The sequence below is a fragment of the Paucibacter sp. PLA-PC-4 genome (assembly GCF_026241155.1).
Classification (GTDB): Bacteria; Pseudomonadota; Gammaproteobacteria; order Burkholderiales; family Burkholderiaceae_C; genus Roseateles_E.
In genome coordinates this window covers 60,023-86,574 of the sequence record NZ_JAPFGP010000007.1, presented here as the reverse complement: position 1 = coordinate 86,574, position 26,552 = coordinate 60,023, and the positions used below count along the sequence as shown (strand labels likewise).

Here is a 26,552-nt window from a genome sequence, read left to right as displayed (position 1 = left end):
TGCCTGTCATTGATGTTGTAGGGCGGTTGCGTCATCGGCATTCTCCGCATTTCCGCCTGCCTCAGGTGGGGTCAGCTCTTGCGCATTCAAGTCTGCGGCCGGCACGATGCCCATGGCCGCAACGATCTGGGCCCGCAGCACATCCAGGCCCTGGCCGGTCAGCGCGCTGACGAACACGCGCGGCACCCGCAGGCCGCCCGGACGCTCGATCCAGTCCAGCGCTGCGCGCGGCCGCTGATTCTCGTCCAGCATGTCCTGCTTGTTGTAGACCAGAATTTGCGGTATGTCCGCAGCGCCGATTTCGTCGAGCACCCGCTCGACCTCGACCATCTGCTCGTCCAGCGTCGCGCTGGCAGCATCCACCACATGCAAGAGCAGATCGGCCTCGGCCGCCTCCTGCAAGGTGGCCTTGAAGGCCTCTACCAACTTGTGCGGTAGATCGCGGATGAAGCCCACCGTGTCGGACAGCGAGACACTGGCGCCGGCAGCCTCCAGGTACAGCGAGCGCGTGGTGGTGTCCAAGGTCGCGAACAGCTGGTCGGCCGCATAGGCGCGCGCCTTCACCAGCGCATTGAACAACGTGGACTTGCCGGCATTGGTATAGCCGACCAGCGAGACGCGAAACACGCTGTTGCGCTCGCGCGCACGGCGCTGGGTCGTGCGCTGGCGCTGCACCTTCTTGAGCCGCTCCTTGGTGACCTTGATGCGATCGTCGATCATCCGGCGGTCCAGCTCGATCTGGGCCTCACCGGGGCCGCCACGCATGCCGATGCCGCCGCTCTGGCGCTCCAAATGGCTCCAGCGCCGCACCAGGCGCGTCGCAAGGTATTGCAGCCGCGCCAGCTCGACCTGCAGCTTGCCCTCGTGGCTTTGAGCCCGGGCCGCGAAGATTTCGAGAATCAGCGCGGTGCGGTCGGCCACGGGCACGCCGAGAACTCGCTCCAGATTGCGCTGCTGGGCCGGCGAGATCGCCTGGTCAAACAAGACCGTATGCGCATGGTGCGCTTGCACCAGCAACTTGATCTCGTCGGCCTTGCCGGAGCCGACAAACAGGGCTGCGTCGGGCGCCTGCCGGCGCGCAATGACCTTGGCCACCGGTGTGTCGCCGGCCGATTCGGCCAGCAAGGCCAACTCGTCCAGGGTCGGATCAAAGGTCGAAGCGTAGCTCGAGGATCGGCCGAAATCGACGCCGACGAGAATGGCGCGCGCCGCCTCAGAGGGCGGCGACGCGAGCGTGGAGGATGGGGAGGAACTCAAGGTTTTGCGATGGGGCTGCTGCCCCGCGCGTTCAAGTGGCTTCGCCAGCGCCGCCGTCGGCAGCGTGGAAATTCACCGCGCGACCGGGCACCACGGTGGAAATGGCGTGCTTGTAGACCATCTGCGTCACGGTATTGCGCAGCAAGACCACGTACTGGTCGAAGGACTCGATATGCCCTTGCAATTTGATGCCGTTGACCAGGTAAATGGACACCGGCACATGCTCTTTGCGCAGCAGATTCAGGAAGGGATCTTGCAAGAGTTGGCCTTTGTTGCTCACGATATGCTCCGTGTTGGAAGGGGAGTTGGGTTGGAAGGCTTCCACCTTAACACAGGGAAAGCAGGGTTGCCCCGAATGCCGGAATCGTCTTTATTCTTTATCGGCAAACGGATTCTTTGACGAGCGCATCTCGATGCGCAGCGGCGTACCGGTCAGCTTGTAGTGGGCGCGGATGCGGCCCTCCAGATAGCGCTTGTAGACCTCGGTGATACCCTCCAGCGAGTTGCCGTGGACGATCACAATGGGCGGATTCATGCCGCCTTGATGGGCGTAGCGCAACTTAGGCCGGAAATGCCCGCTGCGCTTGGGGGTCTGGTGCTCGACCGCCTCTTGGATCAGTCGGGTGAGCACCGGCGTGGTCATCTTCTTGAAAGCCGAGGCATAGGCATCGGCCATCGCGTTCCACAGCGGACCCAGACCCTGGCGCTTGAGCGCCGAGATATTGTGAATGGGCGCGAACTTCAAAAAGGCCAGACGCTGCTCGATCGAGCGCTGCAGCTGCTCGCGCTGATAGCTGTCGATCGCGTCCCACTTGTTAACGGCCAGCACCACCGCACGACCACTGTCGAGAATATAGCCAGCGATATGGGCATCTTGATCAGATACGCCCTGAGTCGCATCCAGCAGCAGCAGCACGACATTGGCGTCGGCAATAGCCTGCAAGGTCTTGACCACCGAGAACTTCTCGATCGCCTCGAACACTTTGCCCTTGCGACGCAAGCCGGCGGTGTCGATCAGCTGGAACTTCTGACCATTGCGCTCGAAGTCGACCGAGATCGCATCGCGCGTGGTGCCGGGCATGTCAAAGGCCACCAGGCGCTCCTCGCCCAGCCAGGTATTGATCAGCGTACTCTTGCCGACGTTCGGGCGGCCGGCCACGGCCAGGCGGATCACGCCGTCCTCTTCCGGCCCGGCTTCCTCGTCTTCTTCGAACTCGAAGGGCTCCAGCACCGCCTCAAGCAGGCTGCGGATTCCCTGTCCATGGGCTGCCGAAACCGGATGCGGCTCGCCCATGCCCAGCTCGTGGAACTCGGCCAGCAGCGGCGACTCGCTCATGCCCTCGGCCTTGTTGACGGCCAGGAAGATGCGCTTGTTGGCCTGGCGCAGATAGCGGGCAATGTCCTGATCTTGGCCCGACAGGCCGGTGCGCACATCGACGACGAAGACCACGGCATCGGCTTCGGCCACCGCCTGGCGGGTCTGCTTGGCCATCTCTTTGACGATGCCGGTTGTGCTGTCCGGCTCGAAGCCGCCGGTGTCGATGACGATGAAGTCGCGCGCTCCCAGGCGGCCGTCGCCGTAATGGCGGTCGCGGGTCAACCCGGCAAAGTCGGCCACGATGGCATCACGACTCTTGGTCATGCGGTTGAACAGCGTGGACTTGCCCACATTGGGGCGGCCGACCAGGGCGATGACGGGTTTCATGATCTTCTTGTTCTTTTCTCTGACGTTGAGCGGCGGGCTTGCTCGGCCTTATTCAGGCTTGATCGCAAACAAACCGCCATTGCGGGTGGCAACCAGTACGGTGCCGCCCAGGGCCACCGGCGCAGCCACGATGGGCGAGCCATCGGTGGCCAGCCGCGCGCGGGTTTTGCCGGTCTCTCGGGCGACGATGTGCACATAGCCTTCGAAATCGCCGATCAGCAAGCTGGCGCCTTGGCTCAGCGGCGCGCTGAGCTTGCGGTTCAGGAATTGCTCGGCCGTCCAGGCCACATCGCCGTTGCCAATCTTCCAGGCGGTCAGGCGGTCCGAACCATCGGCACCGAAGACGAATTGCGCATCACCACCGACACCCTGGGTGCCTCCGGTGTTGCGACTCCAAAGCGCGCTGCCGCGCTCGGCATTGACGCAGCCCACCGCCGACTGGAAGGCGCGCGCGCACAGGATTTCGCCCTGGCGCAGCAGCGGGCCGACCAGGTCGGCCAGACGCTCGACCTCATTGGTGCCGCGCGGGTTGGCCACGCTCGCCTCCCAGCGCAAGGTACCGCGCAGCGGATCGACGCCGGCCAGACGGGCGCCCTGCCCGACCACCAGCGTGTCCTTATAGGCCGCGATCACGCCGGGCTGCAGCAAGGTCAGCGGATCACCCGGGCGGCGCAGATCCCAAAGGCGGCGGCCGTCAAGCGCATCGAAGGCCAGCACCTGGCGATCCACCGTCAGCACGAACACGCGCTCCCCAGCCACCAGCGGCGCGGCGCGCACGGTCGAGGTCAGCGTCTTGCGCCAGACCGGCTGGCCGGCGTCCAGCACCACCAACTCGTTGTTGCGGGTCACGACGGCGGCAAAGCGCCCATCGCTTCCGACGCCGGCATTGAGCTTGGCACCGGTTTCGCCGCGCCACAGCACCGCGCCGGTATCGGCTTGCAGCGACTGCACAACGCCGTCCGAGCTTGCGACGATGAACTGCTGGCCGGCGGTCGCAATCGACAGCGGGAACTGCAGGCCATCCTGCTTGAGGCTCCAGACCACACGGTCAGCGGTCACAGAAGCCACAGCCTCCAACGGCGCCGGCTTGGGTGCGCTGGAGGGATTGAACACCGAGCAGGCGCTCAGCGCGCCGGCCAGCAGCAGGCCACTCAGCGGTTTGACGACTGCCCTCATTTGGCGGCTCCGGACGCGGCGGCGCTCACCTCATCGGGCGGGGTCACGCCCAGCGTGGCCAGCTTGGCCTCGATCAGGCGGCGGTAGTCCAAGGTCTTGTCCATCGCGGCGTACGCCTTCAAATACTCGGTCTTGGCCTGATCCGGCTTTGCTTGCAGCACGGCCAAATCGCCACGGCGATCCGCTACCAGCGCAGCGAAGTCGGCCGACTTCACGCCGTCCAGCGTCTTGGCGGCCTCGTCGTACTGTTTGCCATCCAGTTGCAAGCCTGCCAGACGCAGGCGCGCAATATCGCGGTACTCGCTCTCTGCAGCCGACTCGGCGGCCCAGTTCAGGCTGGCCTTTGCGGCGTCCAGCTGGCCCTTGTCTGTCTGCACCTTCGCGGCCAGCAAGGCCGCCTGGGCGGTGTAGGCGGTGCGCGGGAAGCGCTCCTTCATGTCGGCAAAGACTCGGCCGGCGCGCTCGGCATCGCCGGCCTGCACGCCGCGGTCCAGCTCATCGAACATCGCGGCGGCCTTGACGGCCTGCTCGCGCTGCCAGTAATTCCAGCCATTCCAGCCCGCAAATGCCGTCAGCGCCAGGGTCAGGCCCCAGGTGATCAGGTTGCCGTACCGCTTCCAAAAGGCCTTCAGCTGGTCCAGCTGTTCCTGTTCTTCCAGATCGAGATGAGACGCCATGAGGGAAAGTATTCTTGTAAGAGGGGGGAAGGAATGAGCCGCGATTATGCGTTGAGCCGCAGCTCACCGGCCCAGTCGGCCACGTGGTCTAGGCTGCGGGTAACCTGAGCAGCCGCTGCGTCGCGCAGCGGCTTGACCGCCACCAGCCCCTGGGCCAGTTCGTCGGTGCCGAACACCAGCGCGAAAGCCGCACCCGAGGCGTCGGCTTTTTTGAACTGCGACTTCATGCTCGACTGGCCCGGATGCAAGACCACCGAGACGCCGGCGGCACGCAGTTGCTCCAAAGCCACCATCACCTTTGGCAAACCTTCGGCCGAGGGCACGATGGCATAGGCATCTGGCTGCTGCATCTCGACCGGCGCACCAACCTCTTCCAGCAACAACAGCATGCGCTCCAGGCCCATGCCGAAGCCCACCGCAGGCGCCGGCTTGCCACCCAGTTGCTCGATCAGGCCGTCGTAGCGACCTCCCCCGCAGACCGTGCCCTGTGAGCCGAGCTTGTCAGTCATCCACTCGAACACGGTCAGGTTGTAATAGTCCAGGCCGCGGACCAGACGCGGGTTGATCGTGTACTTGATGGCGGCCGCATCGAGGATGGCGCGCACACCGTTGAAATGCGCAAGCGAGGCCTCACCCAAGAAGTCCAGCAGCCGAGGTGCGGCATTGGCCATCTCCTGCAGCGCCGGGTTCTTGGTATCCAGCACGCGCAGCGGGTTGGTGTACAGCCGGCGCTGGCTGTCTTCGTCCAGCAACTCCTTGTGCGCTTGCAGGTACGAGATCAGGGCCTCGCGGTGGGCCCGGCGCTCATCCGGCGAGCCCAGGCAGTTCAGCTCCAGACGCACATGCTCGTCCTCGACCAGACCCAGCTCGCGCAGCAGGCGGCTGCCCATCAGGATCACCTCTGCATCGACGTCCGGGCCATTGAAGCCCAGCGCCTCGACGCCCATCTGGTGGAACTGCCGGTAGCGCCCCTTCTGCGGTTTCTCGCGGCGAAACATCGGGCCGAAGTAATAGAGCCGCCGGCCGGAGTCGCGCAGATAGCTGTGCTCGATCATCGCTCGCACCACGCCGGCCGTCATCTCGGGGCGCAACGCCAGATGTTCGGCTTGGCCGTGCTTGTCTGCGCGATCCTCGAAGGCGTACATCTCCTTCTCAACGATGTCGGTCACCTCGCCGATACCGCGCACGAACAGCGCAGTCGGCTCGACGATGGGTGTGCGCACGTTCTGATAGCCATAGCGCTGCAAGACGCTGCGCATCTTTGCTTCCAGCCATTCCCAGCGCGCCGAATCGGGCGGCAGGATGTCATTCATGCCCTTCACCGCCTGCAGCGGCTGCATCTTTTTCTGCTCAGTCATGGATTCAAGCCGTAGCGCCGAAGCGCTTTTCTATGTAGTTCTCGACCAGCGCGTGGAATTCGTTGGCAATGTTCTCGCCGCGCAGGGTCAGTGCCTTCTCGCCGTCGATGAAAACAGGCGCGGCCGGGGCCTCGCCGGTGCCGGGCAGGCTGATGCCGATGTCGGCATGCTTGCTCTCACCGGGGCCGTTGACGATGCACCCCATCACGGCAACCTTCATGTTCTCCACACCAGGGTACTTACTGCGCCAGATGGGCATCTGCGCACGCAGGAAGTCGTCGATCTGCTTGGCCAACTCCTGGAAGGTGGTGCTGGTCGTGCGACCGCAGCCGGGGCAGGCGGTGACGCTGGGATTGAAGGCCCGCAGACCCAGCGACTGCAGGATCTCGGAGGCGATCACTACCTCCTGGGTGCGCGACTCGCCGGGCTGCGGCGTCAGCGACACGCGGATAGTGTCGCCAATGCCCTCCTGGGCCAGGATGCCCAAGGCCACGCTGGAAGCCACCGTACCCTTGGTGCCCATGCCGGCCTCGGTCAGACCCAGGTGCAGCGCATAGTCGCAGCGCGCGGCCAGGGCGCGATAGACCGAGATCAGGTCCTGCACACCGCTGACCTTGCAGCTAATGATGATGTTGTCAGGGTTCAGGCCCAGCTCGCGCGCATAGTCGGCCGAGCTCAGCGCCGACTGCACCAGCGCCTGGTACATCACCTGCTTGGCGTCCCAGGGCTCGGCGCGCAGCGCGTTCTCGTCCATCATCTGGGCCAGCAGTTCCTGATCCAGGCTTCCCCAGTTGACACCGATGCGCACGACCTTGTCGTACTTGACCGCCGCCTCGATCATCATCGCGAACTGGCGATCCTTCTTGTCGCCCTTGCCCACATTGCCGGGGTTGATGCGGTACTTGGAAAGCGCCTGCGCCATGGCCGGATGCTCCGTCAGCAGGCGATGGCCGTTGTAATGGAAGTCACCGATCAGCGGCACGTCGATGCCCATGCGGTCGAGCTGCTCGCGGATCGCCGGCACCGCATCAGCGGCCTCGGGTGTGTTGACGGTGATGCGCACCATCTCCGAGCCGGCGATCGCCAGCTCCTTGATCTGGATGGCGGTGCCGATCGCGTCGACGGTATCGGTATTCGTCATCGACTGCACCCGCACCGGCGCCGCGCCCCCTACCGTCACGATGCGCGAACCCCAACGCACCGTGGCCTGGCGCGAGCGGCGCGCGGCCGGATTGGCCGCCTCAATGGCCTGGGCAATCGTGCTTTGCGTGTCAATCATGTTCAGTTCAACTCCAGTCGCGCGACATTGTCCTTGGACTGCGCCGCCAGATCGACGGCCGCACCGCGCAGCGTGATCTCAGTGCCCGAGACATTGCCCACCCGCAGCCGCAGCGGCGGCAGCGCCGCCAGCGAGGCCGATTCACCCGGGCGCATCAGTTTGGAAAACAAGACCTGACCCTTGGTATCGACCACCTCGACCCAGGATTCGGCCGAAGTCTTGATGCTCAGCGGCACCTGGCCGACGGCCAGCACCGGCGCGCTGGCGCCCAAGGCGGCGGCAACGACCGGCGCCGAACTCCCCACTGGCGCCGCCTGCGGCTCGGCGGTGATTGTCTGCGCAGTAGCGATGACTGCCGGGGCCGAGCTCGTGGCTTCGGCAAGCACAGGCCCGGCATCCGCGCTGGCGGCCGGCGCAGCTTCGGCCGGCACCGACTGCGCCGCGCCCTGCTCCACCGCACCCCCACCCAAGGAATCTAGCGAACCCAGCCACTGAGTCGGCAGTAAATAGATCAGCAGTGCAGCCAACAAGAGGCCGGCCGGCGCCCACACCAGCGGGCGCTTGAGCCAGTCCAGTGACACCGTGTCCTCGCGCCCGGGGCGCTCGCGGAAGGGCTGGTTCAGCCCGCGCGACACGCGATCCAGGCCCGCTTCATCACCGCGGGGCAGCAGCGCCAGCACCGGTGCCGCATCGACCTTCAAAACCCGGCACATGGCCTTAGCCAGCGCGCGCGCAAAGGTCAGGTCCGGCAGGTCCTGATAGCGGTCCGCCTCCAGCGCCTCCAGCTTTGCCTGAGGCACCTTGAGCTGCGCCGCCAGCGCCGCAATGTGCAGGCCCTGGGCCGTCCGTGCCGCACGCAGCCAGGCTCCGGCACTCTGCGGGCTTGGAACAGCCAGCGGCGCGGCCACAGCCTCGCTCAGGATCGAAGACATGCGCTCCCCTTCATTCATCAAAACGACCCCGGTCCAGGGCCAGCGCCTCGGGCGATTGCGCATGACTGCGTCGCAGCTGCTGGCTCAACTCATCCACCGAAGCGGTGTTACCCAGACGTCGCTCGATGCGCAGCGCCAGCCACAGGCTTTGGGCGCTGCTTTGCTCGGGCTGGGCGTTGACGCGGCGCACATAAAAACGCGCCCGCTCGAACTGGCCGCCGCGGTACAGCACATCGGCAAGATTAACGGCGATGGCCGGGTTGCCCGGGTCGATCTCAAAGGCGCGCGCCAAGGTCTTTTCCGCGGCCGGCAGCTCGCCGGCGGCCAACTCGCAGACGCCCTTGGCCAGCAGCGAGCGAGAGGGCCCGCGGTACTGCGGCTGAGCCAGCGCCAAATCGAACTGGGCATAGGACTCGGGCCAGCGGCGCTGCTGGCACAGAAACCAGCCATAGTTGTGCAAGGTATCGGGGTCACGTGGACTCAGGCTCAACGCGCGTGCAAAGCTCTCCTCGGCCAGCGGGATCTCGCCTAGTGCCGCATAGACCAGACCCCGCAGATTCAGTGCCTCGCGCATGTCCGGCTTGGCCTGCAAAGCCTGCTTGAGTTCATCCAGCGCGGTGCTGTACTGGCCGCGCGAGAAGTAGCCGTAGGCCAGCTCGATGCGCACCGCCGCGCGGCGGTCGGCATCGGTCTGATCCGAGGCGGTACGCACCTCCGCCGTCTGGCCGCGCGGGCCGCCCGCACAGGCCGCCAGCAGGGCCAGCAACAACGCCATCGTTGCCGCACGAAAGACCGGAAGCTGCAGAAGCTGGTTCATTGAGGGTGTCGAGGTTTGTGGGAGGGCTAGACGGGGCGGTTCGGGCGGACCACGCTGACCGGCGCCCGCACCATACGCACATGGGCGCGGGTACGGTCCTGCACCTCGCCGGCCAGCTGGCCGCAGGCGGCATCGATATCGTCGCCACGGGTCTTGCGTATCGTCGTGATCAGGCCAGCCTGGATCAGCACCTCGGCAAACGCCTTGACGCGCTCGTTGGAGCTCCGCTTCAGACCCGAGGCCGGGAAGGGATTGAAGGGAATCAGATTGATCTTGCAGGAGACATGACCGCGCAGCAGCGCGACCAGTTCCTGCGCCTGCTCCGGCGTGTCGTTGACACCATCCAGCATGCAGTACTCGAAGGTGATGAAGTCGCGTGGCGCCTTGTCCAGATAGCGATTGCAGGCCTCCAGCAACTCGGCAATCGGGTACTTCTTGTTCAGCGGCACCAACTGGTCGCGCAAGGGGTCGGTCGGGGCATGCAGCGACACGGCCAGCGCCACCGGGCAATCGTCGCGCAGCCGGTCGATCATCGGCACCACGCCCGAGGTAGAAACCGTCACGCGGCGGCGCGACAGACCGTAGCCGTGGTCGTCCAGCATCATTTTCAGCGCAGGCACCAGCTCGCTGTAGTTCTGAAGCGGCTCGCCCATGCCCATCATCACCACATTGGAGATGACGCGCTCTTGCGTATTCAGGCGCTTGCGCAGGCTGTGTTCGGCAAACCAGAGCTGAGCGATGATCTCGGCCGTGTTCAGATTGCGGCTGAAGCCCTGGTGCCCGGTTGAGCAGAAGCGGCAGCCCACTGCACAGCCAGCTTGGGAGGAGATGCACAGGGTTCCACGGTCGTCTTCGGGAATGAACACCGCTTCGACCGCATCACCACCCCCGACATCGAACAGCCACTTGATCGTGCCGTCGGTCGAGACATGTTCGGAAATCACCGGCAACGCAGAGATATGCGCCCGGGTGGCCAGCTTGTCGCGCAGCGACTTGGCCAGGTCTGACATCTGAGTGAAGTCAGATGCGCCTTTTTGATGAATCCAACGAAACAACTGGGTGGCGCGAAAGCGCTTCTCACCCAGCTGTTCGCAGTACGCGGCCAGCCCCTCCAGATCGAAACCGAGCAGGTTCGTCAAACCGAGCAGGTTGGCCGTGTCCATTGTTTACCTCTTTGATCCAGCCTCAAGGCCAGAGCACAAGAGGCATTGGGCCGTCTTAACGGCTGTAGACATTCATGCCGGGGAAGAAGAAAGCGATCTCTTGGGCGGCCGTCTCGGCAGCGTCGGAGCCGTGCACAGCGTTGGCGTCGATGCTGTCGGCGAAATCGGCGCGGATCGTGCCCTTTTCGGCCTTCTTCGGGTCGGTAGCGCCCATCAGGTCGCGATTCTTCAGGATCGCGCCTTCGCCTTCCAGCGCCTGGATCATCACCGGGCCGGAGATCATGAAGGTCACCAGATCATTGAAGAAGGGGCGTGCCTTGTGCACAGCGTAAAAGGCCTCGGCCTCGCCACGCGACAGATGCGCCATCTTGGCGGCAACCACCTTCAGGCCAGCGCCTTCAAAGCGGGCGTAGATCTGGCCGATGACATTCTTCGCCACGGCATCGGGCTTGATGATAGAAAGGGTACGTTCGATAGCCATGGTTATTCTCCTAAATATGTCCTGAAATCTTGGGGCTTGGCAAAGCCTTGGATTGTAATGCCTGAAGATGCCAGCCTCATGAAGGCCAGCACCTGGAACTCAACGGTTGCGGCCGCCAAAGCCGCCGCCACGGCCACCACCGCCGCCGGAGCGACCACCGCCACCCCCGCCGCTGCGGCCACCGCCGCCGCCGCCACCGGAGCGACCGCCGCCGCCGCCGCCGCGGCGCACAAAGGCATCACCGCCGATATAGCCGACCGAGGTCTGCATCGGATCGGGCTCGCGCGGGCCGCCCTTGTTGCCGCCACCACGGTTGCCACCTCGGTCCTGGGCACTGCCACCGGCACCGAAGCCCTGCGGAATGCGCTTGCTGCCGGTGGCAAAGCGGCGGTCGAAGGTCTGCTCCAGCGGGTTGATATTACGCGGGATGAAATCATCACCATCCTCGTCGTCACGGTCCGGTCGCTCGTTGGCACGCGGCTCGTTGAAACGCTCGGACGGACGCTCAGGCGCTCGCTCGCGCGGCGCTTCCGGGCGGCTCGGGCGCGGGCCGACGCCGGCCTGGCGACCGTCGCTGCGGCGATTGTTCGAACGCTCGTTGCCACGCTCGCGCTCATTGCGCGGCTGACCACCGCGATCGCCACGCGGCGCCTGCCCTTCACGCGGCTCACGGGGCTCGCGCTGCGCGTCCCGTGGCTGCTGCGGGCCACCGGCCAGTCGGCGGATCACGCGCACATCGTCCTCACCCAGCTCCACCCAGACGCCGCGTTTGAGGCCGCGCGGCAGCACCACGGTGCCGTAGCGGATGCGGATCAGGCGGCTGACCACCAGGCCGACGGCCTCGAACAGCTTGCGCACCTCGCGGTTACGGCCTTCGGTGATGACCACTCGATACCAGCGATTGACACCCTCACCGCCACCGTCCTCGATGCTCTTGAAGCCGGCCTTCTGGCCTTCGATAATCACACCTTCCAGCAGGCGGCTGCGCTGCTCGTCGCTGAGCGTGCCCAACACGCGCACCGCGTACTCACGCTCGACGCCAAAGCGCGGATGCATCAGCTGATTGGCCAGCTCGCCTGAGTTGGTGAACAGCAGCAGGCCCTCAGTATTCAGGTCCAGTCGGCCGACCGACTGCCATTTACCCTGATAGAGCTTGGGCAGGTGGCGAAACACAGTGGGGCGGCCTTCCGGGTCATTGAAGCTGACCACTTCGCCGGTCGGCTTGTGATAAGCCAGGATGCGCGGCGGCGGCGGCGAGATGCGCACCTTGATCGGCTTGCCAGCCACATGAACACGGTCACCAAAGGAGATGCGCTGGCCGATATGGGCCACCTCGCCGTTCACCTCGATCTTGCCTTCGGCAATCATGTCCTCGATATCGCGGCGCGAGCCGATGCCGGCCTGGGCCAGCACCTTCTGCAGCTTCGGCGCATCGGGCTCAGGCGCCAGCACGCGCTTGGTCTCGACCTCCTGCTCCTCGACCTCGGCCACCGGCTCTTCATCGGCCGCATCGAACTCCCCGGCCAGCACCTGGGCAAAGCGCTCGACCGTCTCGGCCTGCAGTTGCTCGGGCGCGACGGAGTCCTGCCGCGCAGGACGGGGCTCGCGCGCCTCGCGGGGCTCGACACCATCGACAAGCTCGGCGCGATCCTTGCGGCCGCGGCGACGGTTGCGATTACCACGCGGCTCACGCTCGCCAGCGGCCTCGGCACCCTCGGCACCCTCCGCCGACTCCTGCGGCTCGACGACGTCAACAGCGACCGACTCGGCCACAGACGGAGCCTCCAGCGCCAGCTGCACCGGCGCCTCGTCGACCGACTCGGTCTTCGCCGCCGTCTTGCGCGGTGCGCGGCGCTTGGTCGCCACCACCTCTTCAAGCACGGCAACCGCAGCGAGCTCGACGGGCGCAGCCACCTCGATCACCGGTTCGACCGCAGCCTCGTCGACCTTCTTGGTCGCCGTCTTGCGCGGTGCACGCGGCTTCACAGGTTTGACCTCGGCAGCTGCCTCAGTCGTCGCCACTTCGGCCACGGCCACGGCCACGGTCTCGGCCTTGGCACGTGCCGGCGCTCGGCGTCGCTTGGGTGCGGCTTCGGGAGCGTCGCTCGGGGCCTCGGCGGCCTTGGGATCGGTGTCGTTGGAATTCATGCGTCGGCTTGCACCTTCTCGGTGGCTTCAGGGTCGGAGTCCGGCAGAGCCGGAACGGGTGCGCCCGCATGGGAAGCCATGGGCGCGGATTCGGATTCAGATGTGGCGGCGGGCTCGCTGCCGGCCTGCCCCTCTTGGCTGCCGTCTTCCAGCAGCGAACTCTGTGCCTGCAGCAGGTGCCCCAACTCTGGGCCCGGCTCGCCGCCGGCACTCAACAAGGGCAATTGCTCCAGACTGGACAGGCCGAGGTCATCGAGAAACTGGCGGGTCGTCGCATACAGGGCAGGACGGCCCGGCGCCTCGCGATAGCCTATCACCTCGATCCAGCCCCGGTCCTCCAGCTGTTTGACAATTTGCGTGGACACCACGACGCCGCGGATGTCCTCGATATCCCCACGCGTCACCGGCTGACGGTAGGCAATGATGGCCAGCGTCTCCATCACAGCCCGCGAATAGCGCTGCGGCTTCTCCGGATGAAGACGGTCCAGATACTCGCGCAACTCAGGTCGGCTCTGGAAACGCCAACCCGAGGCAACCGCCACAAGCTCGACGCCCCGCCCGTCCCAGTCGCGCACCAACTCGTCCAGCAGGCTGCGCAAGGTATCCGGGCCGACACCGTCGGCAAACAAGGTGCGCAGCTCACGCAAGGTGAGCGGCTGCTGAGCGCAAATCAGCGCGGTCTCAAGGACGCGCTTTGCATCCTGTGTGTTCATCGACTGCTGTCGGCTGGCTCACCGGTACGGGCGGGCATTGATCGAGTCGCTGTTCTCAGCGGGCTGTTCGGGTCAGGGCAACCGGCTCCGGGGCTGACCTGTTCAGCGGCATGGGAGGCGGGGCATAACGGCCGGGCGGTATCAAACTAGCCCTCACGGGGATGAGCATGGCCTGCACGGCCTCGATCCAGGCGCCGCTGCGGATTGGTACAACATCCGCCGCGCTCGGCTGAACCAAGTTGCCCCGATTGTAGCGCGCTCAATCCGCCAACGGCGGCAGCTGAGGCATCGGCAGCCCGGCTAAAGCCCAACTATTGGCCAAATCCTGTGGCAGCGGCGCATCAAACACCATGTGTCGACCCTGGATCGGATGAGCAAAACTCAGCCGCGCCGCATGCAGGGCCTGGCGCGCCAGGCCGAAAGCCGGCGAACCACCGTAAAGCGCATCGGACACCAAAGGGTAGCCCTTGCTGGCCAGGTGGACGCGGATCTGGTGGGTGCGGCCACTGTGCAGCACACAGTGCACGGCGCTGTAGCTGCGGTTCTCGATCTCGGTCTGGGCCAGGCCATAGACGTCGGTGCGCGATGGCTTGCCGCTGGACAGCACTGCCATCTTGACCCGCGAGGCCGGATCACGCCGCAGCGGTGCATCGACGCTCATCTGCTCCGGCACCCGACCATGGGTCAGCGCCAGATACTCGCGATGCACCTCGCGGGCCGCGATCATGCGAGTCAGCGCAGTCACCGCCTCCAGGGTCTTGCCGACCACCATCAGGCCCGAGGTGTCCTTATCCAGGCGGTGCACAATGCCTGCACGCGGCAAGGTCGCGGCAGCCGGATGATGGGCGAGCAGGCCGTTCATCACCGTGCCAGACCAGTTGCCGGCAGCCGGATGGACGACCATGGCCGGCGCCTTGTCCAAGACCATCAGATGCTCGTCCTCGAAGACGATGTTCAGCGCCAGCGGCTCGGCACGAAAGGCGCGACTCTCGGCGGTCGGCTGCAACTCGATCTGCACGCGTTGGCCGGCCTGCAGCTTGCGCGAGGCGCTGGTCGCGACTTGAGCATTGATCTGCACATGGCCGCGCTCGATCAGGCTTTGCAAATGGTTGCGTGAAAACTCCGGCGCCAGGCCGACCAGCCATTTGTCCAGGCGCTGCCCATGACCGGCCTCATCCACCATGGCCTCGCGCTGTTCCGCCTGTTCGAGTTCTTGCAATTCTTCACTGGCGTCGGTCTCGGACGAGAGCTCCAGGGCAGGCGGGGCCTGAACCATATAATCAATTCTCCAATTTCAGCTGAAGTTCGGTGCCATGGCACCGGCATGGACCATGACAGAAAACTGCGTGCAGCGCCCCCAGGCGCCGGCGAACCCAGCAACCGCCTCGCGGCTCGTCACGCTTGTCGTGGCCGGCGCCGTGGCCTTGCTGGCGGCCTGCTCTTCCACTCCGGCTGATGATCCGAACTCGCAGGCCAATCTGGACAAATTGTACGCAGACGCCAAGGCCGATATCGCCAGCGGCAGCTACGACCGCGGCATCAAGACGCTGGAGCGTATCGAAGGCCGCGCCGCCGGCACGCTGATGGCGCAGCAGGCCGGCCTCGATCTGGCCTGGGCCCAGTACCGCAGCGGCGAGCGCGCCGCTGCCATCGTCACGCTGGACCGCTTCATCAAGAACAACCCGTCGAGCGCGGCGCTGGACTATGCGCTCTACCTTAAAGGTCTGGTCAATTTCAACGAGGACCTGGGCCTGTTCGGCCGCCTGGCCCGCCAGGACATCTCGGAGCGCGACCAGCAGGCCTCGCGGGATGCCTTGCTGGCCTTCAAACAGGTAGCCGAGCAGTTTCCTGACTCCAAGTACGCCGACGACTCGCGCCTGCGCGTCGACTACATCACCAACACGCTCGCCAGCTACGAGGTCCATGTGGCGCGCTACTACTACACCCGCGGCGCCTATGTCGCGGCGGCCAACCGTGCCCAGCAGGCGGTGACGGAGTTCCAGCGCGCACCGTCGGCTGAGGAGGCGCTCTACATCATGATGCAGAGCTACGAGAAGCTGAACTTGAAGCCGCTGCGCGACGACGCCGAGCGAGTACTGAAGCAAAACTTCCCGGACAGCGCCTACCTGAGCGCCGGCTTTGCCAGCAAAAAGCGCGCCTGGTGGCAGGTCTGGTAAGCCACAGCACAGGAGACAAGGCCCGCAGCAGCGGGCTTTTTTACGCCCGCTCGGCGGCCAGCAGGCGCAGCCAGTCCAGCGCCTCGTCCTCACTGGCAAGCTGCGTCATCGGCGGCAAGGCCTGGCGCAGGCGCCGGCCGTAGTTCATGCCCGCCATGCGAGGATCGCAGACGATCAACAGGCCACGGTCGGTTTCACTTCGTATCAGCCGGCCACCACCCTGCTTTAGCGCGATCGCGGCCTCGGCGATAAAGAACTCGGCAAAGGCGTTACGGCCGGCAGCTTCGAGCCGCTGCACCCGGGCCTCGACCAGCGGGTCGCTGGGGGGCGGGAATGGCAGCTTGTCGATCAGCACGCATTGCAGATCGTCGCCGGGCACATCGATGCCTTCCCAGAAGCTGGCCGAGCCGACCAGGACTGCGCGCGGGTCGGCCATGAACTGCTGCAGCAGCAAGCGCTTGGGCGCCGCGCCCTGGACCAGTACCTTGATCGCATCGAAGCCGCGCTCGAACTCCTCGCGCAAGGCGTCGCCAATGCTTTGCAAGGCACGCAAAGTGGTTGTCAGCACGAAGGTGCGACCACCCAGCGCTCGGGCACAGCGCGCCGCCATCGCCGCCACTTCGAGCGGATGATCGGGCTCGCTGGGCTTGGGGAAACCGCGCGGAATATAGAGCCGCGCATGCGCGGGATAGTCGAAGGGGCTACCGACCCGCAGCACCCGTGCGCTGTCCAGGCCGGCCGGCTCGGTGAACCAGGAGAGTCGCTCGTCGTCACCCAGCGTCGCCGAGGTGAAGATCCAAGCCTTCGGTGGTCCCGCCAGCTGCTCCTGCATGGCATCGCGGATGTCCAGCGGCGACTCGACCAGGCGCGCCTGGTGGGGACTCAGATCGATCCAGCGTACATCACCGGCCTCGGGAGCCTGTGCGAAATGCCGGGCCTGCTCGGCCAGTTGTTGGGCGCGCTCGTGCAGGCGCACGAAGTCGGGCGAGATCTCGTTGACCGTGGCCAGCATCTCGACTGCCAAATCGGCCATTCGTGCCACTTCACCGAGTGCCTGGGCAAAGCCTGGCTTGCCGGCACGTTCCTGCCACCGCAGCTTCAGGATGCCGCGCACCTCCTTCATCGAGCCGGCGCAGACCAAGCGCAGCTCACGCGCAGCCCGCTCCAGTCCGGCATGCAGGCCCTGCCAGTCCTGCAGGCCGCGCGCCTCGCTCAGACCCTGGGCCAGCACATCGCGGGCGAAATCCAGCAGTTGGGCCGTGCCCAGCAAGGTGCCGAGAAACTGCACACCGGCCTCGGGCAGCTGGTGGGCCTCGTCGAACACCGCGACGTCGACCCCGGGCAGCAGCTCGGCCACACCGCTGTCGCGAAGCGCCATATCTGCAAAGAACAGATGGTGGTTGACCACCACCACATCGGCATCCATCGCCTCGCGGCGCGCCTTCACGACATGGCAGGCACGGAACTCGGGGCAGTCCGAACCCAGGCAGTTGTCGCGCGTCGAGCTGACGATGGGGATGATGGGCGAGCGCTCGTCCAGGCCCTCCATCTCAGCCAAATCGCCGCTGACGGTCTGCTGCGCCCATTGCTCAACGCGAGCCAGCAACATCACCGCGCGCCGATCCGGCAGCTCGGCGCTGTGGCGTGCATGCTTCATCCGGTGCAGACAAAGATAGCTGCTGCGGCCCTTGAGCAAGGCGATGCGGGTGGGCGTCTGCAAGGCCTCGCACAGGCGCGGCAGATCGCGCAGAAAAAGCTGGTCCTGCAAGCTCTTGGTCGCGGTGCTGATCAGGGCGCGACCGCCCGACAGCAAGGCGGGTACCAAATAGGCAAAGGTCTTGCCGACGCCGGTGCCCGCCTCCACGACCAGGGCCTCGCGCCGCGCCATCGCGCGGGCGACCGCCTGGCTCATCAGCAGCTGTGGCTCGCGCGGCGAATAGCCGGGATCGGCCCGGGACAGCGGGCCGCCACGGTCGAAGGCGGCAGCCACCCATTGCTCGAGCTCGCTCTTCACGACCTTCTCGCTGGTGTCGTCCTGGTCGCGCAGGGACGCGGCTTCTTGTTCGCTCAACAGGCTGTGCCTCGTTCAGGCCGGTTCGGCCGGGTCATTGGCCTGCTCCAGGCGGGAAATCAGATCGCGCAGCGCCAGACGGCGCTTCTTAAGCCGTCGCAGCGCGAGCTCGTCGAGCGGGTGCTGCTGGGCCAGCTGATCGATCATCACATCCAGATCGGCGTGTTCCATGCGCAATTCGATCAGGCGGCGCGATAAAGAGTGAAGCTGTTCATCCATGAAAGGGTAAGCTGGCACGGATGGCGCGCTGAGTGCACGCTGGACATCGGTTGACGATTATAGTTTTTGGGAAACCCATAGTTTTTGCCATGACGCGTAGCTCCCCCGGATTTCGACTCAGCGCCGCCACCGGCACCCATCGCGGGGACCGCCTGTATCAGCAGGACCAGGTCGAGGTGTTCAGCCATGCGCGCCAGACAGGCTGCCTGTTGGCAGTGCTGGCCGACGGCATGGGCGGCAAGAGCGGCGGGCGCAAGGCGGCCGACCAGGTGGTGCTGACCGCCGGCCAGTTGTTCGAGCGCTATGTGCCCGGCGAGGAGGCGCCGGCCGACTTTTTGGCCCAGATGGCGGCCGAAGCCCATCTGATGATCAAGCTGACCGCCATCGCCACCGAAGAAGAGCCGCACAGCACGCTGGCGGCCTTTTTGGTCAGCCCCGACCGGCGCTGCCACTGGGTGCATGCCGGCGATTCGCGGCTCTACCATTTCCGCGGCGCCGAGATGCTCAAGCGCAGCCTGGACCACTCCTTCGTGCAACGCCTGATCGACGAGGGCCAGATCAGCGAGGCCGAAGCGGCCGTGCATCCGCAGTCGAATCTGTTGACCGGCTGCCTGGGCACGGTGCAGGAACCGACGCCCAGTCTGGACATCACCGAGCAGCTTCAGGTCGGAGACAGCCTGCTGGCCTGCAGCGACGGGCTCTGGCACTACTTCAACCCGCGCGAGCTGGGCACCGTGATGCACGGCTTGCCGCCTCGCGAGGCCGCCGAGTTGCTGATCGAAAAGGCGCGCCAGCGCGCTCATGGGGCCGGCGACAACCTGTCGCTGGCCATTGTGCGGGTGGAAGCGCTGGCCTGAGAGGCCTTCGGCCTTAGGGCTTGGGGGCTGGCGGCAGCTTGGCGAGCTCGTCGGCAGTCGGCTGCGGAAGGCTCGCCGCCGGCTTGCTGGACTGCGCATGCTGCTGCTGACGCTTTTGTGCCGCCGCGCGCCGCGCCTGGGCCTCTTGCTCGCGATCGGCGGCCTGCTGGCGACGCCGTTGTGCGGCGCGCTCGCCGCGCGCGATCTCGGCCTGCACCGCGCGGCCATGGGCCTGATCGTCGACGACACGATGCGGCTTGGACGCGGCCGCAGCCGGCCTAGGCAGGTCGGCCAGCAAGGAGCGCTGCATGCGCTTGCCGTCCTGGCTGGCAAAGGCCTGCTGCTTGGCCTGGACGCGCTCGCGCTGGGCCTGGGCGCGTGCCTGGCGTTGTGCGCTGTCGAGCTCCTGCTCGCGCGCCAGCAGCGGCTTGAGCGCCTGCGCGCGCTCAAGCCGGGCCTGCTGCTCGCAGGCGTTGACATTGAAGCGCGGGGCGCAGTCCTTCAGCGCCTGGGCATGCCGGGCCTCGATGTGCCGGCGCTGCTCTGCCAGCGCCTCCCGCTCGCCGGCCGCACCGACCGACGCGGCACTCAGCAGCATCAGGCTCAGCAGGAGGGATGTCTTGAACATGGCATGGGTCTTCAGGTCAGCGAGGTGTCCACCTCACGGCGGGCCAGCGAAAGATATTCGGAACTCTGCATCTCTTGCAAGCGCGAGATGGTTCGCGGGAACTCATGGGCTAGCGGCCCTTCGGTATACAGCTGCTCGGGAGGCACGGCCGCCGAGATAAGCAGCTTGACGCGCCGGTCGTACAGCACATCGACCAACCAAGTGAAGCGCCGCGCCTCGCTGGCCAAGCGCGGCGGCATCGCCGGCACGTTGGAGAGTATCAGCGTGTGGAACTGGGTGGCCAGCTCCAGATAGTCATTCTGCGAGCGCGGGCCACCGCACAGGGTCTGGAAATCGAACCAGACCACGCCGCCGGCACGGCGCCGCGCGCGCAGCTCGCGATGCTCGATATGCAGCAGCGGGTCTTCGTCGCGGGCCTCGGCCAGCGATTCGAAGGCCCGGGTCAACGAATCGTCGGCCGCCGCATCCAGCGGCGTGTGATAGAGCTCGACATGGTCAAGGCTGCGGCGCCGGTAGTCGGTGCCGGCATCGACATTGATGACCTCGAGCTTGTCCTTGAGCAGCTCGATCGCCGGCAGGATACGGTCGCGGTGCAAGCCATTGGGATAGAGGCCGTCGGGGTGAAAATTCGAGGTCGTGACAATGGACACCCGGTGTTTGAACAAGGAGTCCAGCAGCCGGTGCAGGATCATCGCGTCGGTGACGTCCGAGACATGGAACTCATCAAAGCAGATCAGCCGAAAGCGCTTGGCGATGCGCTTGCCCAACTCCTCGAGCGGGTCGGCGATGCCTTTGAGGTCTTGTAGCTCGCGGTGCACCTCGCGCATGAACTCATGAAAGTGCAGACGGGTCTTGCGAGTCAGCGGCACGGCCTGGAAAAAGCAGTCCATAAGAAAGCTCTTGCCCCGGCCCACGCCGCCGTACATATAGACGCCGCGCGGCAGCGGCGGGCGTACCAGCAGCTTGGTCACCGCATTGCTGCGGCGCGACTTGTAGTCGGCCCATTCGTCCTGGCAGCGCTGCAGCGAAGCGATCGCGCGCAGCTGCGCCGCGTCGGCCGTGTAGCCACGCTCGGCAAGGGTTTGCTGATAGAGCTCGGTCACAGAAGTCATCGGGAATCCAGCAAGACAAAGGGGCGACCGAGGCCGCCCCTTTCACTTTGAAACGCCTGCGGCGATCAGAAGTTGAGGGTGCGCTTGTCGACGGCCAGCGCGGCTTCCTTGGTCGCCTCGCTGAGGCTCGGATGCGCATGGCAGATGCGTGCGATGTCCTCGGCCGAAGCCTTGAACTCCATCGCGACCACGGCTTCGGAGATCAGCTCGGAGGCGAAGGGGCCGATGATGTGCACACCCAGGATCTCGTCGGTCTTGGCATCGGCCAGGAACTTGACGAAACCGTTGGTGTCACCCAGCGCACGCGCGCGGCCATTGGCCAAGAAGGGGAACTGGCCGGCCTTGTAGGCCACGCCGTCCGCCTTCAACTGCTGCTCGGTGCGGCCAACCCAAGCGATTTCCGGGCTGGTGTAGATGACCCAGGGAATCGTGTTGAAGTTGACATGACCATGCTGGCCGGCAATGCGCTCGGCCACGGCCACGCCCTCTTCCTCGGCCTTGTGCGCCAGCATCGGGCCGCGGACCACATCGCCGACCGCCCAGACATTGGGCAGGCTGGTCTTGCAGTCGTCGTCGACGACGATGGCACCGCGCTCGTCGAGCTTCAGGCCTACGGCTTCGGCGTTCAGTCCGATGGTGTTGGGCACGCGACCGATCGAGATGATCAGCTTGTCGACCTCCAGCGTCTGGGCATCGCCCTTGGCGTCGGTGTAGGCGACAGAAACACCCTTCTTGTCCGACTTGACTTCGCCGATCTTCACGCCGAGCTCAATCTTCAGACCCTGCTTCTTGAACAGCTTGGCGGCTTCCTTGGCCACCGACTCGTCGACCGCGCCGAGGAAGGTAGGCAGACCTTCCAGCACGGTGACCTCGGAGCCCAGACGACGCCACACAGAGCCCATTTCCAGGCCGATCACGCCGGAGCCGATCACGCCCAGCTTCTTGGGCACCGAGCCGATGCGCAGCGCGCCGTCGTTCGAGAGGATGTTCTCCTCGTCGAAGGCGGCGCCCGGCAGCGCGCGGGCGTTCGAGCCGGTGGCCAGAATCACATGCTTGGCCTGCAGCGTCTCGTCGCCGGCCTTGAGCTCATAGCCGCCGTCCTTGGCTGCGACAAAGGAGCCGCGGCCGTGGAAGAAGCTGACCTTGTTCTTCTTGAACAGGTAGAGGATGCCGTCGTTGTTCTGCTTGACCACCTGGTCCTTGCGGCCCAGCATCTTGGCGATGTCGATCTTGACGTTGTCGGCCGAGATGCCGTGATCGGCAAAGTGGTGGTTGGCATGGTCGAAGTGCTCGCTGGATTGCAGCAAGGCCTTGGACGGAATGCAGCCGACATTGGTGCAGGTGCCGCCGGGTGCGGGACCGCCCTTGTCGTTCTTCCACTCGTCCACACAGGCCACGTTGAAACCCAGCTGGGCCGCGCGGATGGCGGCGATATAGCCGCCGGGGCCGCCGCCGATCACGACGACATCGAATTGCTTAGCGCTCATTGATCTCGTCTCCGGCTTAGATGTCGAACAGCAGACGGGCCGGATCTTCCAGCGCTTCCTTCATCGTCACCAAGCCCAGCACGGCTTCGCGGCCGTCGATGATGCGGTGGTCGTAGGACATGGCCAAATAGTTGATCGGACGCACCACCACCTGGCCGTTCTCGACAACGGCGCGGTCCTTGGTCGCGTGCACGCCCAGGATGGCCGACTGGGGCGGGTTGATGATGGGGGTCGACAGCATCGAGCCGAAGGTGCCGCCGTTGGAGATCGAGAAGGTGCCGCCGGTCAGCTCTTCGATAGAGAGCTTGCCATCCTTGGCCTTTTGGCCGAAGGACGCGATGGTTTTTTCGATATCGGCGAAGCTGAGCTGGTCGGCATTGCGGATGATGGGCACGACCAGACCACGCGGCGAGCCGACGGCGATACCGATGTCGAAGTAGCCGTGGTAGACGATGTCATTGCCGTCGACCGAGGCGTTGAGCACCGGGTACTTCTTCAGCGCGGCCACGGCGGCCTTGACGAAGAAGCTCATGAAGCCCAGCTTGACGCCGTGTTCCTTCTCGAACTTCTCCTGGAACTTCTTGCGCATCTCCATCACCGGCGCCATGTTCACCTCGTTGAAGGTGGTCAGGATGGCGTTGGTGGATTGCGACTGCAGCAGACGCTCGGCGACGCGCGCGCGCAGACGGGTCATCGGTACGCGCTGCTCGGGGCGCTCACCCAGATTCGGAGCCACAGGCGCGGCCACGGCCGGCAGCGGCTTGGCGACGGCAGGCGCAGCGGCCACGGCGATGGCCGGGGCGGCTGCGGGCTTGCCAGAGGCGGACAGCGCATCACCCTTGGTGACGCGACCGTCCTTGCCGGAGCCGGCCACATCGGTGGCGGCCAGGCCCTTCTCGGCCAAAATCTTGGCGGCGGCGGGCATCGCCACATCGCCCTTGTTGCCGCCGGTGGCCGCCGGTGCGGGCGCAGCCGGCGCGGTGGCCACGACGGCCTTGACTTCCAGCGGGCTGACCTGAGCCTGGCCGTCCGTATCGATGCGGGCGATGACTTCTTCGCTGACGACGCTCTCGCCGTCGTTCTTGACGATCTGGGCCATCACGCCGGCGCTGGGGGCCGGCACTTCCAGCACGACCTTGTCGGTCTCGATTTCGACCAGAATCTCATCGATGGCCACGGCTTCGCCGGGCTTCTTCTTCCAGGAGATCAGCGTGCCCTCGGCGACGGACTCGGACAGCTGGGGAACTTTGACTTCTACGATTGCCATGATGTCTATTGCTTTCTGTTCTTGAAGCGTCGCGCCCCGGCTGAGCACCTATTGCGGTGGGCCGGGGCGGTCACAAACTTACTTCGTCAGGATGAAGCCCTTGAGCTTGCCGAAGGCCTGCTCCAGCAGCGCCTTTTGCTGCTCCTGATGCAGGTGGGCATAACCCACCGCCGGCGAGGCCGAGGCCGGACGACCGGCGTAGCCGAGCTTCTGGCCTTCCACCATGTTCTCGTGGATGTAGTGCTGCACGAAGAACCAGGCGCCCTGGTTCTGCGGCTCGTCCTGGCACCAGACGATGTCGGTGACGTTCGGGTACTTCTTGATCTCGGCCGAGAAGGCCTTGTGCGGGAAGGGATAGAGCTGCTCGACGCGGATGATGGCCACGTCCTTCTTGTCGCCGCGCGCCTTGACCAGGTCGTAGTAGACCTTGCCCGAGCAAGCCACGATGCGCTTGACCTTGGCGGCGTCGATCTCGGCGTTCTGCTCGCTGATCACGGTCTTGAACTCACCCTTGGTGAATTCGCTGATCGGCGAGGTGGCGTCCTTGTTGCGCAGCAGCGACTTGGGCGTCATGATGATCAGCGGCTTGCGGAACATGCGCAGTTGCTGACGACGCAGCAGGTGGAAAATCTGCGAGGCCGAGGTCGGCTGCACCACCTGCATATTGTTGTCCGCGGCCAGCTGCATGAAACGCTCCAGGCGCGCCGAGCTGTGTTCCGGGCCCTGGCCTTCGTAGCCGTGCGGCAGCATCAGGGTCAGGCCGTTGGAGCGGCCCCACTTGACTTCGCCGGAAGCGATGAACTGGTCGATCACGACCTGGGCGCCGTTGACGAAGTCGCCGAACTGCGCTTCCCAGATCGTCAGGGTCACCGGATCGGCGCTGGCGTAGCCGTACTCGAAGCCCAGCACCGCCTCTTCGGACAGGATGGAGTCGATCACGACGAAGGGAGCCTGGCCCTCGGCGACGTTTTGCAGCGGGATGTAAGTGCCTTCGTCGAACTTCTCACGGTTCTGGTCGTGCAGCACGGCGTGGCGGTGCACAAAGGTGCCGCGGCCGCAATCCTCACCGGACAGGCGCACCGGGTAGCCGGAGGCCACCAGTGAGGCGTAGGCCATGTGCTCGCCCATGCCCCAGTCGATATTGATCTCGCCACGGCCCATGGCCGCACGGTCGGCGATCACCTTCTCGACCAGCGGATGCACCTTGAAGTTCGCGGGGATCGTCGTGATCTTCTCGGCCAGGCGCTTGAACTCGGCCACCGGCAGCGCGGTGTCGCAGCTGTCGGTCCACTTCTTGCCCAGGTACGGCGACCAGTCGGTCGCGTACTTGCTCTTGAAGTTGGTCAGCACCGGGTCCACCGTGTGGCGCCCCTCGTCCATCGCGGCGCGGAACGCCTTGAACATCGCGTCCGGGCCATCGGCACCCAGCACGCCCTGGGCCACCAGACGGTCGCCATAGAGCTTGCGGGTGCCGGGGTGGGCGGCGATCTTCTTGTACATCAGCGGCTGCGTCAGCGCCGGCGTGTCCTGCTCGTTATGGCCGAGCTTGCGGAAGCAGACGATGTCGACGACCACGTCCTTCTTGAACTGCTGGCGATATTCCAGCGCCCATTGCGTGCACAGCACCACGGCTTCCGGATCGTCGCCGTTGACGTGCAGCACCGGGGCTTCGATCATCTTGACGACGTCCGAGCAGTACAGCGTCGAGCGGCTGTCGCGCGGGTCGCTGGTCGTGAAGCCGATCTGGTTGTTGATGACGATGTGAACCGTGCCGCCGGTGTAGTAGCCGCGGGTCTGGGCCAGCGCCAGCGTTTCCATCACGACACCCTGGCCGGCAAAGGCGGCGTCGCCGTGCACCAGCACCGGCAGCACCTGCGCACCGCTGGCATCGCCACGGCGGTCCATGCGGGCCTTGACCGAGCCTTCGACGACCGGGTTGACGATTTCCAGGTGCGAGGGGTTGAAGGCCAGGCTCAGGTGGACCGGGCCGCCAGGGCTGGTCACATCGCTGGAGAAGCCCTGGTGGTACTTGACGTCACCGGCCGGCAAGTCCTCGGGCGCGGTGTGCTCGAACTCGGCGAACAGATCCTTGGGCATCTTGCCCAAGGTGTTGACCAGCACGTTCAGGCGGCCACGGTGCGCCATGCCGATGACGATTTCCTGCACGCCCATCTCGCCGCCGCGCTGCACCAGCTCGTCCATCGACGCGATGAAGCTCTCGCCGCCTTCCAGCGAGAAACGCTTTTGGCCGACGTACTTGGTGTGCAGATAACGCTCCAGGCCTTCGGCGGCGGTCAGGCGGCCGAGGATGTGCTGCTTCTTCTCGGCCGAGAAGGCGGGCTTGGCGCGCACCGACTCCAGGCGCTCCTGCCACCAGCGCTTCTCCACCTGGTCGGTGATGTGCATGTACTCCGCACCGATGGAGCTGCAATAAGTCTCACGCAAGGCCTGCACGATCTCGCGCAGGGTCATGGTCTCGGCCTTGGAGAAATAGGTGTTCGTGGCGCTGAACGAGATGTCCATATCGGACTCGCTCAGGTCGTAGAACGCCGGCTCCAGCTCGGGAATCTTGGGGCGCTCGGTGCGCTTGAGCGGGTCCAGGTCGGCCCAGCGCGAACCGACATTGCGGTAAGCGGCGATCAGCGACTGCACATGGACCTGCTTGCGGGCCACGGCCAGCTCGGCGCCGGAAGCCTTGTTGCCGAAGGCATTGGCCTTGGCGCGCTGAGCGAAGGATTCGATCACCGGCGCATGGGCCACATCGCGGCCGTCGCTGCCATCGGTGGCAGGCACATGCTGCAGGGCGTCGAAATACGCCCGCCAGTTGTCGGGCACGGAACCCGGGTTGTCGAGGTAGGCCTCGTACATCTCTTCGACGTAGGGTGCATTGCCCCCGAACAGGTACGAGTTCGACCTGTATTGCTGCATCATTTCGCTCACCTCTTACCCCGGCTTCCAGGGATTTGGCTGGTAAATAAACCTTCCGCGACACGGCTCGACCGGTTGGCGGATTGCGACCCGCCTTCAC

Annotated in this window: 23 protein-coding genes; 2 read left to right on the top strand and 21 right to left on the bottom strand. The window is 65.4% G+C overall.

All coding sequences use genetic code 11. The annotated features are described in order from the left end of the window. Window positions 1-6 precede the first annotated feature (6 nt). From hflX to OOZ63_RS12435, 14 genes are all read right to left on the bottom strand, one after another. Entirely contained in the window at window positions 7-1,257 is a 1,251-nt protein-coding gene (gene hflX, locus OOZ63_RS12500) for a GTPase HflX (protein WP_416234727.1), read from the bottom strand. A 31-nt stretch (window positions 1,258-1,288) separates the two neighbouring features. Beyond that, window positions 1,289-1,537, bottom strand: coding sequence for an RNA chaperone Hfq (gene hfq / locus OOZ63_RS12495; protein WP_137941753.1), 249 nt, complete (start codon window positions 1,535-1,537; stop codon window positions 1,289-1,291). A 90-nt stretch (window positions 1,538-1,627) separates the two neighbouring features. Beyond that, window positions 1,628-2,962 (bottom strand): ribosome biogenesis GTPase Der, encoded by a 1,335-nt coding sequence (gene der / locus OOZ63_RS12490; protein WP_266005825.1) that lies wholly within the window; start codon window positions 2,960-2,962, stop codon window positions 1,628-1,630. A 48-nt stretch (window positions 2,963-3,010) separates the two neighbouring features. Further along, on the bottom strand, window positions 3,011-4,138 hold the full coding sequence (gene bamB, locus OOZ63_RS12485; RefSeq protein WP_266005824.1) for an outer membrane protein assembly factor BamB: 1,128 nt from the start codon (window positions 4,136-4,138) through the stop codon (window positions 3,011-3,013). Continuing rightward, the gene (locus tag OOZ63_RS12480) at window positions 4,135-4,815 is read right to left on the bottom strand and encodes a YfgM family protein (RefSeq protein WP_266005823.1); all 681 of its coding nucleotides are present in this window, start codon (window positions 4,813-4,815) and stop codon (window positions 4,135-4,137) included. The genes bamB and OOZ63_RS12480 overlap by 4 nt, the downstream gene beginning before the upstream one ends. Before the next feature lie 44 nt (window positions 4,816-4,859). Further along, window positions 4,860-6,173, bottom strand: a complete 1,314-nt coding sequence (gene hisS / locus OOZ63_RS12475; protein ID WP_266005822.1) for a histidine--tRNA ligase — start codon at window positions 6,171-6,173, stop codon at window positions 4,860-4,862. Window positions 6,174-6,177: 4 nt separating this feature from the next. Next, window positions 6,178-7,452, bottom strand: coding sequence for a flavodoxin-dependent (E)-4-hydroxy-3-methylbut-2-enyl-diphosphate synthase (ispG, locus tag OOZ63_RS12470; RefSeq protein ID WP_266005821.1), 1,275 nt, complete (start codon window positions 7,450-7,452; stop codon window positions 6,178-6,180). A 2-nt stretch (window positions 7,453-7,454) separates the two neighbouring features. Beyond that, the gene (locus OOZ63_RS12465; RefSeq protein ID WP_266005820.1) at window positions 7,455-8,384 is read right to left on the bottom strand and encodes a helix-turn-helix domain-containing protein; all 930 of its coding nucleotides are present in this window, start codon (window positions 8,382-8,384) and stop codon (window positions 7,455-7,457) included. 10 nt (window positions 8,385-8,394) lie between these two features. Continuing rightward, complete coding sequence (gene pilW, locus OOZ63_RS12460; RefSeq protein ID WP_266005819.1) at window positions 8,395-9,201, bottom strand: type IV pilus biogenesis/stability protein PilW; 807 nt, start codon at window positions 9,199-9,201, stop codon at window positions 8,395-8,397. Window positions 9,202-9,227: 26 nt separating this feature from the next. Beyond that, window positions 9,228-10,364 (bottom strand): 23S rRNA (adenine(2503)-C(2))-methyltransferase RlmN, encoded by a 1,137-nt coding sequence (rlmN, locus tag OOZ63_RS12455; protein WP_416234726.1) that lies wholly within the window; start codon window positions 10,362-10,364, stop codon window positions 9,228-9,230. A gap of 55 nt (window positions 10,365-10,419) precedes the next feature. Next, a complete protein-coding gene (ndk, locus tag OOZ63_RS12450) occupies window positions 10,420-10,845 on the bottom strand; it encodes a nucleoside-diphosphate kinase (protein WP_137941745.1) in 426 nt (141 codons plus the stop codon). A gap of 99 nt (window positions 10,846-10,944) precedes the next feature. Then, window positions 10,945-12,993 carry a pseudouridine synthase gene (locus OOZ63_RS12445; RefSeq protein WP_266005818.1) on the bottom strand — a complete coding sequence of 683 codons (2,049 nt, stop codon included), beginning with the start codon at window positions 12,991-12,993 and terminating at the stop codon, window positions 10,945-10,947. After that, on the bottom strand, window positions 12,990-13,706 hold the full coding sequence (scpB, locus tag OOZ63_RS12440) for an SMC-Scp complex subunit ScpB (protein ID WP_266005817.1): 717 nt from the start codon (window positions 13,704-13,706) through the stop codon (window positions 12,990-12,992). Before scpB ends, OOZ63_RS12445 begins: the two co-directional genes overlap by 4 nt. Before the next feature lie 259 nt (window positions 13,707-13,965). Then, window positions 13,966-14,982 (bottom strand): RluA family pseudouridine synthase, encoded by a 1,017-nt coding sequence (locus OOZ63_RS12435; RefSeq protein ID WP_266005816.1) that lies wholly within the window; start codon window positions 14,980-14,982, stop codon window positions 13,966-13,968. A 55-nt stretch (window positions 14,983-15,037) separates the two neighbouring features. Here OOZ63_RS12435 and OOZ63_RS12430 point away from each other — a divergent pair, with 55 nt between their 5' ends. Then, window positions 15,038-15,883: an outer membrane protein assembly factor BamD gene (locus tag OOZ63_RS12430; RefSeq protein WP_266005815.1), complete on the top strand. Its 846-nt coding sequence runs from the start codon at window positions 15,038-15,040 to the stop codon at window positions 15,881-15,883. 40 nt (window positions 15,884-15,923) lie between these two features. Here the strand turns inward: OOZ63_RS12430 and OOZ63_RS12425 are convergent, their stop codons facing one another. Further along, a complete protein-coding gene (locus tag OOZ63_RS12425; RefSeq protein ID WP_416234732.1) occupies window positions 15,924-17,897 on the bottom strand; it encodes an ATP-dependent DNA helicase in 1,974 nt (657 codons plus the stop codon). A 72-nt stretch (window positions 17,898-17,969) separates the two neighbouring features. Then, window positions 17,970-18,173, bottom strand: a complete 204-nt coding sequence (locus OOZ63_RS12420) for a YdcH family protein (protein WP_266005814.1) — start codon at window positions 18,171-18,173, stop codon at window positions 17,970-17,972. Window positions 18,174-18,262: 89 nt separating this feature from the next. Here OOZ63_RS12420 and OOZ63_RS12415 point away from each other — a divergent pair, with 89 nt between their 5' ends. After that, window positions 18,263-19,030 (top strand): PP2C family protein-serine/threonine phosphatase, encoded by a 768-nt coding sequence (locus OOZ63_RS12415; RefSeq protein ID WP_266005813.1) that lies wholly within the window; start codon window positions 18,263-18,265, stop codon window positions 19,028-19,030. Window positions 19,031-19,043: 13 nt separating this feature from the next. Here the strand turns inward: OOZ63_RS12415 and OOZ63_RS12410 are convergent, their stop codons facing one another. The 5 genes from OOZ63_RS12410 to OOZ63_RS12390 all read right to left on the bottom strand — a co-directional run bounded on the left by OOZ63_RS12410 (window position 19,044) and on the right by OOZ63_RS12390 (window position 26,455). Further along, window positions 19,044-19,658, bottom strand: coding sequence for a hypothetical protein (locus OOZ63_RS12410; protein WP_266005812.1), 615 nt, complete (start codon window positions 19,656-19,658; stop codon window positions 19,044-19,046). 11 nt (window positions 19,659-19,669) lie between these two features. Beyond that, window positions 19,670-20,770 carry a cell division protein ZapE gene (zapE, locus tag OOZ63_RS12405; RefSeq protein ID WP_266005811.1) on the bottom strand — a complete coding sequence of 367 codons (1,101 nt, stop codon included), beginning with the start codon at window positions 20,768-20,770 and terminating at the stop codon, window positions 19,670-19,672. 65 nt (window positions 20,771-20,835) lie between these two features. After that, entirely contained in the window at window positions 20,836-22,257 is a 1,422-nt protein-coding gene (gene lpdA / locus OOZ63_RS12400) for a dihydrolipoyl dehydrogenase (RefSeq protein WP_266005810.1), read from the bottom strand. Window positions 22,258-22,273: 16 nt separating this feature from the next. Next, the gene (gene odhB, locus OOZ63_RS12395; protein WP_266005809.1) at window positions 22,274-23,524 is read right to left on the bottom strand and encodes a 2-oxoglutarate dehydrogenase complex dihydrolipoyllysine-residue succinyltransferase; all 1,251 of its coding nucleotides are present in this window, start codon (window positions 23,522-23,524) and stop codon (window positions 22,274-22,276) included. Window positions 23,525-23,602: 78 nt separating this feature from the next. Further along, window positions 23,603-26,455: a 2-oxoglutarate dehydrogenase E1 component gene (locus tag OOZ63_RS12390; RefSeq protein WP_266006045.1), complete on the bottom strand. Its 2,853-nt coding sequence runs from the start codon at window positions 26,453-26,455 to the stop codon at window positions 23,603-23,605. Between the last annotated feature and the right edge of the window lie 97 nt (window positions 26,456-26,552).